Annotated in this window: 11 protein-coding genes and 1 pseudogene; 2 read left to right on the top strand and 10 right to left on the bottom strand. The window is 62.0% G+C overall.

Annotated features, from left to right (window positions below):
• Positions 1 to 755: 755 nt before the first annotated feature.
• Both ACILSQ_RS15065 and ACILSQ_RS15060 read right to left on the bottom strand, forming a co-directional pair.
• Positions 756 to 1,004, bottom strand: coding sequence for a UPF0175 family protein (locus ACILSQ_RS15065; RefSeq protein WP_395744469.1), 249 nt, complete (start codon positions 1,002 to 1,004; stop codon positions 756 to 758).
• Positions 1,005 to 1,070: 66 nt separating this feature from the next.
• On the bottom strand, positions 1,071 to 1,418 hold the full coding sequence (locus ACILSQ_RS15060) for a PQQ-binding-like beta-propeller repeat protein (protein WP_395744468.1): 348 nt from the start codon (positions 1,416 to 1,418) through the stop codon (positions 1,071 to 1,073).
• Positions 1,419 to 1,641: 223 nt separating this feature from the next.
• On the opposite strand from ACILSQ_RS15060, the gene ACILSQ_RS15055 reads away from it, so the two are divergent.
• On the top strand, positions 1,642 to 3,075 hold the full coding sequence (locus ACILSQ_RS15055; RefSeq protein ID WP_395744467.1) for a Gfo/Idh/MocA family protein: 1,434 nt from the start codon (positions 1,642 to 1,644) through the stop codon (positions 3,073 to 3,075).
• Between the two features lie 590 nt (positions 3,076 to 3,665).
• On the opposite strand, the gene ACILSQ_RS15050 is transcribed toward ACILSQ_RS15055, so the two are convergent.
• The 6 genes and pseudogenes from ACILSQ_RS15050 to mtnB all read right to left on the bottom strand — a co-directional run bounded on the left by ACILSQ_RS15050 (position 3,666) and on the right by mtnB (position 9,674).
• The gene (locus tag ACILSQ_RS15050) at positions 3,666 to 4,058 is read right to left on the bottom strand and encodes a hypothetical protein (protein ID WP_395744466.1); all 393 of its coding nucleotides are present in this window, start codon (positions 4,056 to 4,058) and stop codon (positions 3,666 to 3,668) included.
• Between the two features lie 75 nt (positions 4,059 to 4,133).
• Positions 4,134 to 6,536 (bottom strand): VWA domain-containing protein, encoded by a 2,403-nt coding sequence (locus ACILSQ_RS15045; protein WP_395744465.1) that lies wholly within the window; start codon positions 6,534 to 6,536, stop codon positions 4,134 to 4,136.
• A 132-nt stretch (positions 6,537 to 6,668) separates the two neighbouring features.
• Positions 6,669 to 7,763: an S-methyl-5-thioribose-1-phosphate isomerase gene (gene mtnA / locus ACILSQ_RS15040; RefSeq protein ID WP_395744464.1), complete on the bottom strand. Its 1,095-nt coding sequence runs from the start codon at positions 7,761 to 7,763 to the stop codon at positions 6,669 to 6,671.
• Positions 7,760 to 8,446 (bottom strand): acireductone synthase, encoded by a 687-nt coding sequence (mtnC, locus tag ACILSQ_RS15035; protein WP_395744463.1) that lies wholly within the window; start codon positions 8,444 to 8,446, stop codon positions 7,760 to 7,762. Before mtnC ends, mtnA begins: the two co-directional genes overlap by 4 nt.
• Positions 8,443 to 9,034, bottom strand: a pseudogene (locus ACILSQ_RS15030) (1,2-dihydroxy-3-keto-5-methylthiopentene dioxygenase). Before ACILSQ_RS15030 ends, mtnC begins: the two are co-directional and overlap by 4 nt.
• A gap of 13 nt (positions 9,035 to 9,047) precedes the next feature.
• Positions 9,048 to 9,674, bottom strand: a complete 627-nt coding sequence (gene mtnB / locus ACILSQ_RS15025; RefSeq protein ID WP_395744462.1) for a methylthioribulose 1-phosphate dehydratase — start codon at positions 9,672 to 9,674, stop codon at positions 9,048 to 9,050.
• Positions 9,675 to 9,991: 317 nt separating this feature from the next.
• Between mtnB and ACILSQ_RS15020 the strand changes: the two genes are divergently transcribed.
• Positions 9,992 to 10,369, top strand: a complete 378-nt coding sequence (locus ACILSQ_RS15020; RefSeq protein WP_395744461.1) for a YkvA family protein — start codon at positions 9,992 to 9,994, stop codon at positions 10,367 to 10,369.
• 227 nt (positions 10,370 to 10,596) lie between these two features.
• On the opposite strand, the gene ACILSQ_RS15015 is transcribed toward ACILSQ_RS15020, so the two are convergent.
• Both ACILSQ_RS15015 and ACILSQ_RS15010 read right to left on the bottom strand, forming a co-directional pair.
• Positions 10,597 to 11,340, bottom strand: a complete 744-nt coding sequence (locus tag ACILSQ_RS15015; protein WP_395744460.1) for a discoidin domain-containing protein — start codon at positions 11,338 to 11,340, stop codon at positions 10,597 to 10,599.
• Positions 11,341 to 11,381: 41 nt separating this feature from the next.
• Entirely contained in the window at positions 11,382 to 12,842 is a 1,461-nt protein-coding gene (locus ACILSQ_RS15010; protein WP_395744459.1) for a Gfo/Idh/MocA family protein, read from the bottom strand.
• Positions 12,843 to 12,869 lie beyond the last annotated feature (27 nt).

The following is a 12,869-nucleotide window of genomic DNA, read 5'->3' as shown; positions in this document are numbered from 1 at the left end:
GTTCCTGCTCGAAACCATCCAACGTTGGCAACGTCAGGTCCGACCATGAACATAAACTCTTCATCTCAACCGCCGGATGCGGAACCGCACGTCCGGTGGTGTGGGAGGACGGCGGGGGCAACCCCGCCTCCTACCCGATGTTGGTCAACGAGGTGCGTTGGCCGTCCAGGCGGCGTCAATCACCACCTGCGTGACGCGGAAATTGGTTTCAGACGACAATCATCGACTGAGAAGCGCGTTTATAGCCGTTTGCAAAACTGATTTCCGAAAAGCACCCGTGGCAAGGCCCGGCGGAGGCTGGAGGACCAGCCTCCCTACCGCGCGCTGAACGTGCGCAAGGCAAAGCTGGGCGGGGCGTGCCCATCCACCGTCGAAGTTCCAAGACTGCGGGGCAAGAAAAGCAGGCCTCCCGGAAATGAATTTGCAAACCGCTGTAGGCCCTGCCGACGTGCCGGAGGGATGTGACTTCCCACCTGGCGGGCTGTTCGCGTATACCCAGGCGTTGAAATAGTTGAAACGGTTGAAGTTTCGGCGCTGCCCCCTCGTCATCCATGATGGCGTTTTCCAAAACGGATTTCCGGTCAGCGGCGCTTGGAGACGTTCGGCGGAGGCTGGAGGACCAGCCTCCCTACCTCGCTGCAGGCATGCGCGTGCCCAGCGCAGGTAGGGCTGGCTGTCCTCAGCCAGCCGCCGTCGAAGCCCATGATCTGCGATCAAGAAACAGCCCGCTAAACGGAAATGAGTTTTGCAAAATGCTATAGCTTGCTTCCATCAGCCGCCACTTGCTCAGAAGTGGTTCCTGGCCACGCCTCGTGTGCAGCGAGAAAATCTTCTGTCTCCCAGCGAGATTCATGTCCAAGCAGCACCCGAACTTCTGCGGCTGAAAGCATGCCCTTTCGATAGGCTTCCACCGCAAATCCATCGAGCAGTACTCGCGGCAAAGCAGGGTGCTTTCGTTGCAGGGTGGCCGCCAACGCATCAGGGATCGTGACGCTCAGAGTCATGCCACGCAGTCGTTCATTAGGACTTCTCCGCAAGATCACTTTCTGATCCGCCAGCTTGCCCGCGTACTACGTCGTACTCGTCGCCGTCGTCGAATTCTGGCTCGCCTGCCGCGCCGCCTCATCTGCCGCCGCCGCCGCTGTCGGATTGCTGCTCATCCCTTTCACGGACACCATCGCCGCCACCCCGGTGCCATAGCCCTTCATCGGGTTGTACCACATCTGCCGTCCCGTCGCGGCATCCAGCCCGTACATGTAGCCGTTCACAGACACGATCAGCGTGCCGCCATCCAGCAGCAGGCTCACATACGACATGCCGTTGGAAGCCTTCCACTCCCACACGATGTCACCGGTCTGGCGTTGCAGCGCCGCCACCCGACGGTTGAAACCCACGAAGACAAGATCAGCGGTGTTCATAGTAGGCGGATCATAGCTGCTCCTGTTTCCCCTTGTCCAGCCGTCCGTGACCAGTTGCGAAATCGTCAAAAATTTGGAATCACGCAAGATCCGCCGCGAATGATGATCGTCGCCATCCTTCCGCCGGCCGCAGTGGGGCAGGAATGGGGGCCAGCATGATTTGGCGAAGGAGTTGCATGCAGAACATCGTTCGGATTAAACTTCGATTTTAATCCGCTCAGCCATGACCTCACGCCGCTCCTTCATCACCCAGTCCGCTCTAGCCTTCACCGCTCTCTCCGCCAGCCGCGTGCTCGGCGCCAATGACACCATCCGCATCGCCTCCATCGGTCTCGGAGGCCAGGGCCTGGGCAATGCCGGCCGCATGGCCAAAGTCCCCGGCGTGGAAATCGCCTATCTCTGCGATCCCGACACCGCCGCCCTGGACAAAGGAAAGAAAGCCTTCCCCAATGCCAAGACCACCCAGGACCTCCGCAAGATCATGGAGGACAAGAGCATCGACGCCGTCGTCGTCTCCACCGGCAATCACTGGCACGTTCTCGCCTCCATCTGGGCCATGCAGTCCGGCAAGGATGTCTATGTCGAGAAGCCCGTCTCTCACAACATCTGGGAAGGCCGCAAGCTCGTCGAAGCCGCCCGCAAGTACAACCGCATCGTCCAGGGCGGCACCCAGCAGCGCAGCGATCCCCTGCAGGAGGAAATCAAAGGTTTCCTCGATGCCGGCACCATGGGCAAAATCAAATACGTCCGCTGCAATCACTACAGCCTCCGCTCCTCCATCGGCAAACGCGCCGAGCCCCTCCCTCCTCCTGCCACCTTGGACTACGACATCTGGCTCGGCCCTGCCAAAGACGAGCCCATCTACCGCGAAAAATTCCACTACGACTGGCACTGGAGCTGGAACACCGGCAACGGCGAAATGGGCAACTGGGGCCCCCATATTCTCGACGACCTCCGCAACGTCGTCTTCCGCGACAAAGTCACGCTTCCCAAGCGCGTCATCGCCGGCGGCGGCCGCTTCGCCTGGGATGACGCCGGCGAAACACCCAACACCCACTTCGCCTACATGGACACCGGCAGCATCCCGGTCATCATCGATTTCCACAATCTCCCCCGCCAAAAGGGCGTCAAAGCCCCCGACGTGTACCTGCGCCGCCGCACCGGCGCCTTCCTCATCATCGAGTGCGAAGGCGGGTACTACACCGGCAGCCGCGGCGGCGGCACCGCCTTTGATTCCGCAGGCCAGAAGCTTCACACCTTCAAAGGCGACGGTGGCAAAACCCACGCCGCCAATTTCATCGACGCCATCCGCAGCCGCAAAAAAGACGATCTGAAAGGTGAAGTGGAAAAAATTCATTTCTCCAGCGCCTGGTGCCACCTTGCCAACAACTCCTTCCGCCTCGGCCACAAGTACAACCGCGAGCAGGCCGAAGCCGCCGTGAAGGACTTCCAGCCCTGGAACGACGTCATCGCCGACTTCCACGAGCACCTCATCAAAAACGAGCTCGATGCCTCCCAGCTCGACATCAAAATGGGCCCCATGCTCGAGATCGACGCCGCCAAAGAAACCTTCATCGGCGACACCGCCACCCCCGAAGCCCTCGCCCTCCTCACCCGCGAATACCGCAAAGGCTACGAAGTCCCGAAAGAAGTCTGACCCTCCTCCAGCCTGCACCGGCTCAACAACCGCGAGCCAAAGCACCCCGACGCGCGGACTTCCAGTCCGCAGCGCTCCGCAAGCACCCATCGCTTTTAAAGAGCAATCGCCACGAGCCGGAAGCTGCTCCTGGGCTCCCGCGAGGGCGCCAGCAAAGTGGTCCGCACCTGCGCAGCCCCGAAGGGAATCCTCTGTGCGGCGTCTGGGCTTTCGTGCACGGGAGCATCGCACAGAACTGTGCAGATTACTTTGCTGGCGCCAGCCCTCGGCGCGCGAATTCGTGCACTCTGATCGCAGGCGTGCCCATGAAAGCCTCTGAAACAGCAACCGGTGGGATCATTTCAAGGCGGCGTGCGCGACTCTCCCTCTCCCCGCCCCTGAAAATCGTAAACAATCAAATTTCCTCTTCGGGGAGAGGGCGGGGGTGAGGGGATACCATCTGCCTGACGCCGCTTTCGGGTTGGAGCGGCCCGCGCACAAAGAAAGCAGCCTGTCTCAGCATATCGTGGCTCCAAACAAAAAGAGCGCCAGGATCACCTCCTGACGCTCCTCACACTTCACTCCCGTGGTGAAGCAAAACGAAACACACCTCACTTCGGCACCGCAGGCGCTGGAGGGGCCGGTGCCGGCGCTGGCCGCGGCGTCGCAGACGCAGGAGCCGGAGTCAGCGCCGCCTTCGCCCTCGCTGCTGCTTCCTCCATCGCCTTCGCAGCCTCCGCAGCTTTCTTCGCTGCAGCCTCTTTCAGAATGGCCGCTTCCTTCTCGGCAGCCACCTTCAGCTCCGCGGCCTTCTTCTCCGCTTCCACCTTGGCCACCTCCAGTTTCTCCTTCGCCACGTCGGCGTTGGACTTCACGGCCTCCTTGATTGCTTCAGCCGCCTTGTGCCTGTCCTCGGCGGCTTTCTCTGCCGAGGGCGTTTTCTTGCATGACGAGATGCTGCTGGCAAACAGCCCGAGAGCCATGAGTTGAAGAATGAGTTTCATAATCGGGTGGCAGATGGTCTATGATGCCGGTCCTTTTACAAGTCGTATTGAGCAGCAGGCAGGTTTCTCCCCGGGCTATTTCGCATCCAGCGTCACCTCGGTCATCGCATTCGGTTTGATCTCCACTTCCTGCTCCGCCTTCTTCCCGTCCTTGCTGCGCACCACCAGCACCTTGCCCGCAGGCAGGAAGAGTTTTGCATTTTGATCATACGAGTAGGTGATCTTCTTCCGCTCACCCTCCGCATTCACCGGGCCAAACACCTCCCAGTCCCCCGGCGTGGATGAGTTCGCTTTCAGCGTGCCCGCGTTCAAATTCAGCGCGTTGGTCATCATCTTGCCCGCCTGGACTTCCACCTCCACGCGCGTGGTGGCCGCTCCCCGTGTCACCTCCACCCGGTACTTGCCCGCCTTCAGGCGGAACTTCGGCTGCGCATCATAGCTATAGGTCACCTTCGGCCGCTCGCCCTCGGCATTCGGCTCTCCATACACATCCCAGTTCAGCCCGTCCGCCACGGGATCCGCCCCTTCCGCCATCAGCGCACTGGCGGCGAGCGTCCCCGCATTCAGCACGATCGGCTTTTCCGTCATCTTGCCTGCCGCCACTTCCACCTCCTGCTTCATCTTCGCAGCGCCCCACTCGAGCTGTACCAGATATTTCCCGGCAGGCAGGCTGAAAGTCGGCTGCGCATCGTAGCTGAAACCCGCCTTCGTCCGGTTCCCCTCTGCATCAGCCGTCGCGCCCACGATCTCCCAGAACAGATCCTTGGAGATCGGTTCCGCGCCTTCCGTCGGGACTGCGGAGAGCTTCAGTTTCCCCGCACCCAGGCTCACCACCTTTTCCGTGGTCACTCCCGCCTTGATCTCCACCATCACCTTCCCCTTCGCATTGCCATAGGCCACCTCCACCTGGTACTTGCCCGCCGGCAGTGCCAGCGTGGGCTGCGCCTCATAGCTGTAAGCTGCCTTGGCACGGTTGCCCTCCGCATCCGCCTCGCCAAACACCTCCCAGGTCACATCCTTCGCCACCGGCGTGCCGCCTTCCTCCATCACCACCGCCAGCTTCAGCTTCCCGCTGCCCAGCAGCACCACGATGTCCTGCGTCTCTCCCGCCTTCACCTCCACCTCTCTCTGGCCCTTGGCATTGCCATACACCGCCACCACCAGGCAGGGGCCGGACGGCAGCGTCATCTTCGGCTGCGCCTCGTAGCTGTAGCCCAGCTTCTTCCGCTGGCCCTCCGCATCCGGCGGCGTGAAAAGCTCCCAGCTCACATCCTTCGCGATCGCCGGCTGTCCCTCGGCGCTGATCGCGCTCAGCTTCAGGTTTCCGCTGCCCAGGATCACCTTCACCTCCTGCGCCGGCCCTTCCTTCACTTCCACCACCACGCTCGCCGTCGCATTGCCGCGCACCGCTGTCAGCAGGTACTTGCCCGGAGCCACTTTGAGAAACGGTTTCGCTTCATAGCTGAAGGACACCTTCGGCCGGTTCCCCTCGCCATCCGCAGGGCCAAACAGGTCCCAGCTCACTTCCTTTTCAAAAGCCACGCCGCCTTCCTTGTCATACGCCACCGCCTTCAGCCCCGTCTCCGCAAAGACCACCTCCTTCGTCACCGTCTCCCCGTCCTTGATCGTCACAGTCTGCTCCAGCGTCTTGCCGCCAAACTTCGCGCTCAGCGTGTATTTCCCCGCCTTCGGCAGCTCCGTGCTCCAGTGCCCGCCAGTCCCCGTGGCGATCGCGTTTTCACCGCCGCCATCCGCAAACACCTGAAACGCCACCCCGTCCAGCATCGCACCGCCAGAGGACTTCTTCGCCTCCACCACCAGCGTCGTCACAGGCTTCGCCACCTGCTTCATCGCCACTTCCAGCGAGGACTTCAGCGATGCCGCATCCTTCGCCGCCAGGTACATACCCCCGGTCTTCTTGGCCAGACACTCCAGCCCCGAAGACTCTCCCGGCTTCAGGTCAAAGCCGATCACATGGCACGTGAAATCAATCCCCAGCCGTTCCAGCTCCTCCGCCGCCATGCACGGGTCCTTCTCACACGTCTCCACCCCGTCGCTCACCAGGATCACAGACGCCTTCGCTTCTTCAAACTTCAGATACTTCGCCGCCTGGATCACCGCCGCCGTCAGCGGCGTCTTCCCCTTCGGCTCCAGCCCCGCCACCGCCTTGAGAATCGCGGCCGCACTTCCCGCCTGCGGCGGCACCAGCAGCTCGATGTCTTCGCAGTCTCCCTTCTTCCGGTGTCCATACGCCATCAGTCCCAGCTCCATCGCCGGATCAATCGAGCCCACAATGTCGCTCACCACCTTCTTCGCGATGTCGATCTTCACCCCGCCCGGCACCTCCCCGTACATGCTTCCAGACGCATCAAACACAATGATGGCACGCGAAGCCGCCGCAGGCTGCTGCGCCACCGCACTCGAAGTTCCGATGAGCAACGCCCATCCCGTCAACACACTGGCAAGGCAACGATTCATAATGCAGATCTCCTTTATGGGGTAAAAACCGACTCACGGTATTCGCATCTCCGACACCGACCAGTGTCTAAATCACGAAAAAAAGTAGAGTACTCATCTCGCTCCGCCGAGATGAGCCCAGCGCCCCATTTCTCAAATCCTCCCCCGCAGCTCCCCCATCGCCTCCGCCGTCGCCGCCACCACACCGTGCTCCGTCACCAGCGCCGTTACCAGCCCCGCCGGCGTCACGTCAAAGCCGTCATTCCGTGCCTCCGTTCCCTCCGGGGTGATCAGCACCTCCTCCCGCGCCCCCGTCGCATTCATCCCCGGCATGTGCGTCACCTCCCGCGCGCTCCGCTGCTCGATCGGGATCTCCCGGATCCCGTCCGTGATCGTCCAGTCGATCGTGCTCACCGGCGTCGCCACATAAAACGGCACCTCATGCGCTTTCGCCGCCAGAGCTTTGAGATACGTGCCGATCTTGTTCGCCACATCCCCGTGCGCCGTCACCCGGTCCGTGCCCACGATCACCACATCCACCAGCCCGCGCTGCAGCAGGTGCCCGGCGTTGTTGTCCACGATCAGGGTGTAGGGCACCCCATGCTCCTTCAGCTCAAACGCCGTCAGCGAGGCCCCCTGGCCGCGCGGCCGCGTCTCGCTCACCCACACATGCACCTTCATCCCCGCATCATGCGCCTGGTAGATCGGCGAGATCGCCGTGCCCCAGTCCACCGTCGCCAGCCATCCCGCATTGCAGTGCGTCATCACATTCAGCACCGCCTCGGTATCATCCTTCTTCGCCTGGATCGCCCGAAACAATTCCAGCCCATGTTTGCCAATCGCACGGTTCGTCTCCACATCATGCTCGCAGATCGCCAGCGCCTCATTCCACGCCGCATCCGCACGCTGCGCGGCCTCCAGCGGCATCACCACCCGCTTCACCCGGTCCAGCGCCCAGCGCAGGTTTATCGCCGTCGGCCGTGTCGCGTGCAGCACATGGTAGGCATGCTGCAGCGCCGCATCCGTGGCATTCTCCCGCAGCGCAAAGTACAGCCCAAACGCCGCCGTCGCGCCGATCAGCGGCGCACCCCGCACCCGCATCACCTGGATCGCCTCCGCCGCCTCCTCCATCGTCCGCAGCGTCCGCCACTCCACCACGTGTGGCAGCAGCGTCTGGTCAATGATGCGCGCACTGCGCGTGGCGTGTTCAGCTTCGATGGAGCGGTGCGGCTGGCCGTGAATCTTCATGTGAGGACGATGTCGGAAAAGGACGTGAGGGCAGGGTGGTCGTTCGGCGGCGCAGCCGCGTTTCCAGGCCGCAGCGCCAGCGCCGTCAGCATGCCCGCATTTCGCGCCGCATTCAATTCCTCAACCACATCACTGACAAAGAGAATCTCCTTTGTCTCCAGCCCGCAGTCTGCCGCGATGGCCGCATAGCTCGCCGCTTCGCGCTTGGAGCCCGTCGTCGTGTCGTAATAGCCCGAGAAATGCGCGGTTAGATTGCCACGCTTCGTGTGCGCAAAAAACAGCTTCTGTGCATGCACGCTGCCGGAGGAGTAAATGCGGATCTCGCGCCCCTGCCGGCACCATCCCGCCAGCGCATGCGGCACATCCTCAAAGATCCGGCTGCGCAGCTCGCCGTTCTTAAATCCCTCCTCCCAGATCAGTCCCTGCAGTTGCTTCAGCCCCGTTACCTTCGCGTCGGCGTCCATCCACCGCAGCACCGCCGCCTCGGCCTCCGCCGGGCTCGCAAACCTCGCCACTCCCGCATCACTTGCCAGTCGCCCCATCACCGCCGTGCCCCAGTGCGTGTTGAGGTACGCACCCGCCCGCTGCCGCGCATACGGAAACATCACCTCATGCACAAACGCCAGCGGCGAGACCGTGCCCTCGATGTCCAGCAGAATGACTTTGCCTCCAAACGTGATCATGCCGCGATCGCCGCTGCCTGCTCGATCCGAAATCCCTTCACCGCCATCGGATTGGGCCCAAAGCACAGCGGCTGGTACTCGCTGGCAATCGCGTCTCCAGTGTACAGCGGTGTCCACCCGGCCTTCTCACGGAACAGCCGTATCGCCCGGATGGTGCGGTCCGCGCACAGGTCAAACCAGTGCCTCGTTCCCGCAGGCACATTGCAGATCCCCCTCCTCGATCTCAATCGAAAACACCGCGTCGCTGTTCTCGGGATGGATGTAGAAAATCCCGCGCCCCTTCACGATGAAGCGTACCTCGTCCTCCGCATGCCGGTGCTCCTGGTTGAATCGGTTCAGCATCTCCTGCAGCCCCGGCGTCTCCGGCGTCACGTTCACCACATCCGCCGTGAGGTACCCGCCGCTCTCCTTCAGCGCCTCCACCTCCGGCGCATACGCCGCCAGAATCTCCTCCTGCGAGGCATCCCGGTCGCTCCTTCCCGCCACCGGCCACCGCTCATAGCGGATGCCATGCGGCAGCAAAAAAACGCGGATGGCATCCGCGTCTTCAATGACACGGTCTTTGGAGGAAATGCGCAGGTAGGCCATGGGTGAGTGCTCCTTAAAATGAGCCGCAGAGCAAACGCTTCTGCGTGACGACTTCGAAAAGAAATTCCAGCACCTCCACCTGCCTTCGTGCCGCCGCGATGCTCTCTCCCCACGTGTACAGCCCGTGCCCCGCCATCAGAAACCCATGCCGCAGCGGATTGCCCGCATCCCGCATCCGCCCGTCGATCACCTTCGCCAGCGCCGCGATGTCCTGCGTGTTCGGATAAATCTCTATCCACGCCTCCGACTCATGCGTCGTGATCCCCGCCAGCCCCTTCAGCATTTCATAGCCCGCAATGCGCAGTCCTCCGGCCTTCAAAAAATGCTCGCTCAGCACCGTCGCCGCCACCGAATGCGTGTGCAGCACCGCCCCCGCCCCATGCCTCGCCAGCACCGTGTGCAGCTCCGCCTCCGCCGAGGGCTTCGGACCGCCCCCGTGCAGCGCCCGCGCCCCTTCATCCACCATCACAAACTGCTCTTTCTGCAGCCTCCCTTTGTCATAGCCGCTTCCCGTCATCAGCAGCCTCAGCGGTTCCCGCCCCGTCACCGCGCTGTAGTTGCTGCTCGTTCCCAGCGACCACCCCCGCCGGTGGAAATCCCGCCCGCACTCCACGAGTTCACTCGTCAAAACATCCGTCAAATCAGGGCAGGGGAGGGAAGCATCTTCAGCACGCATCGCACCCCCATCATTCGGCCCCCGTCCCCCAAGTCAACGCCACAAGCGTGCCAAAATCTCCACCTGCCCACCCAGCGCGAAGTGGTCCGCACATTCCATGTGCGGTCCGCCCGTAGGCTGGATGTGTTTGGTGTCCAGCTCATCCCCACTCTCCACCCCCCCCTCCGCCAAACCGTCCGACCACCAGCGCCCCCATTCGCCAATGCCCCCCTCTCTCGCCCAACGCCCACTGACTCACTGCCCGCTGGACTTCCCCCCACGCCCCTGATTAAACTTCTCCCATGAGCACCAGCACTCCTCCCAAAGGCGACCACGACCTCGACATAGCCAAGGTCAACCAGCGCGCTCAGGAGATCGAGAGCAAGCTCCCCAAGCTCAAAAAAGTCTTCGAGCAGACCAAGATCATGCTCAGCATGGTCAAAGACTACTGGGCCGGCGCCTACCGCGAGATCCCCTACTGGGCCATCAGCGCCGTCTCCCTCGCCCTCCTCTACGTCCTCAATCCCGCAGACGTCCTCCCCGATGTCATCATCGGCGTCGGCTACCTCGACGACGCCACCGTCGTCGCCTTCTGCCTCAAACTCGTCCAGCGCGAACTCGAACGCTATCAGGAGTGGCAGACCACACGCTCCCAAGCCCCCAAGATCATGGACGTGTAAGCACAGCCCCGTCCTTTTCAGGATGGGGCCGTGAGAGAAAAGGGAGCAGCGAATTCTCAGAGCGTGCGGCAGGACCTCCCGTGAAGTGGTCCGCACTCTCCGAATGCGATTTCCGGCCCGCCCGTGGGATGGCAAACGACAAGGATAAAGATCGCAACCTGGTCAGTACAAAAAAAACCGCCATGCAGTTTCCTGCACGGCGGTTTCGATTCAATCAAATCTCCGGCTTACTTGGCAGGCTTGCCAAACACTTCCACTTCGCAGTAGTGGTTCATGTCGTTGCTGGTGTTGCCATTGCTCCACAGGCGCACGTAGCGGGCCTTGATGCCCTTGGCGTCCACCACACGGCCGTGGTTGGTTTCCACGTAGGCGGGGTCGCTGCCCTTGCCCATGCCGGAGGAGTCGTCGTGGTCAGAGTTCCACAGGCTGGTCACGCCGGTCTTGAACTCAGGATCATCGGAAACCTGCACTTCCACGTCGATGTAGGCCTGCGCCTGCTTGTGGTAGTGCCACATGGCGATTTTGTAGATGTTCGCCTCTTCGCCGAGATCGATCTGCACCCATTGCTTGCCGGGCATCAGTTCCACAAAGGAACCGTCAGCACCGTCGGCGTCGCCATCCGTCACAAGGCTGAGCTCACCGATGATCGGCGCGGAGTCAGAGCTCGTCACCTTCTTGCCCTTGGCCAGGTTCGTGGTGCCTTTCGGGACCATGATGGACTTCACCACCTTGCTGGGGTCAGCCTTCTCAAGGTTCGGCAGTTCAGCAGGCACTGGCGTGCCGATGAACATGGGCTTCGGGAACTCGAGCTTGATCTCTTCAAGGTCGCCAGCAGGCACGGCGGGCGCCGCGGCTGGGGCTGGGGTGGGGGCTGCGGCGGCAGCTTCGGCTTTCGATTCTTCTTTCTTGCCGCACGCGGCGAGGGTGAACGCGAGCGCGAGGCCCGTCAGGATGTGGAGGGTGTTTTTCATGGGGAGTGGTTGGTTGTTAGGTGCTGAGTTCAGGGCGCGGATCACGCCTGGAAATCTTCGGGCTTGAAGGTGTATTTGCCGCCGGAATCCTTGGCCTCGTAGGCCTTGAGCACCGTCACGCAGGACTTGAACGCGGCCTCGACGTTGCACGTCAGGTGCGCCGGATCCTTTCTCTGCACCGCCTCTATGAAGTTCTGAATGTGCGGAGTGTGGGGTTTCACCTTCAGCTTCACGGACATTTCCCACTGGGAAAGGGCCTTGCTCTCGCGCACGTCCGCCACGCTCACCGCACCGTAGGAAGGCGGCTTGGGCTTCTCCCAGTCACGCGGGTGTTCCCAGAACTTGTTCTTGGCCTTGTCCGCCGCCTTCATGATGGGCGGGTTGTCCCCCAGCGCAAAGCCCTCCCAGTCCTGACCCGGCTCGGCGTAGAGCTGGTTGCCGTTCGTGTCGAGTTCCGAAATGATGGCCGTGCCGCCGATCCCCATGTGCTTTTCATACGCACCTTGGGAGCCCGTCGTCGTCAGCACCTGGTAGTAGGCGCGCAGCGCTCCCTGTGGCGTGTTAAATTCGTAGATGCACATCATGTTGTCCGGCAGCTCGAACTTGGGCCGGCCGTCCTTGCCGTCGAAGTAGTCCACCCCGCCGGAGGCGATCACCGAGACGGGAGTCGATTCATACATCCAGTTGAACATGTCGATCTGGTGCGCTCCCAGGTCGGAAAGCGGACCCGCGCCATACTTGGAGAAGAAACGCCAGTTGCGGAACTCCTCCAGGCTGTTGTAGCCGTTCTTTTTCAGCACTTCGTCCGAGATCGGATAGCCCTTCACCGCTTCCTGCGGCTGGCTGCCGGACACACCGCGGTTCCACTGCGCATACGCATGGGTGATGCGGCCCAGCATCTTCCCCGGCTTGATGATGTTGTCACGCAGGTTCAGGTAGCGCGGGTTGCTGTGGCGCTGGTGCCCGATCTGGAAGATCCCGGGGTTCGCCTTGCCGGCGCGCACCATGTCCTTCGCCCCTTCGATCGTGTTGCTCATCATCTTCTCGCAGTACACGTTCTTGCCTTTCTCCAGGCAGAGGCGCGAATATGGGGCATGCAGGAAGTCCGGCGTGGCAATGAAGACCGCCTCAATCGACGGCTCCTTGTCGAGCATCTCATTGATGTCCTCGTAGATTTTGATATTGCCTTCCACCTGGTGCTTGTTTTCACTCAGGAAGCCGCCGCGCGTGCGGCCCACAGAGTACTTCCAGATGTCGCACATCGCCACCCATTGGATGCCGGGGACGTCCTTGGAGGCCACGCGCAGCGCATTGCCCTGCGCGCCGCAGCCCACCAGCGCGCACTTGATCGTGCGCCCTTTGTCAGTGGCCTGCGCGACCGCGCTCTTGCTGGTTGCCAGGTAGATTCCGCTGCTGGTCAAAGCACTGGTGCGGAGGAAGCCGCGGCGGTCCATGAAACGGGACAGCGGCGCGGGAGAGGAGGAAAGAGGCTGGGAATTCATAGGTACAGTCAGGCGCGTGGGTTCACT

The organism is Prosthecobacter sp. (assembly GCF_044227185.1).
In the GTDB taxonomy this organism is placed as follows: Bacteria; Verrucomicrobiota; Verrucomicrobiia; order Verrucomicrobiales; family Verrucomicrobiaceae; genus Prosthecobacter.
This window is presented reverse-complemented; position numbering and strand designations above follow the sequence as displayed.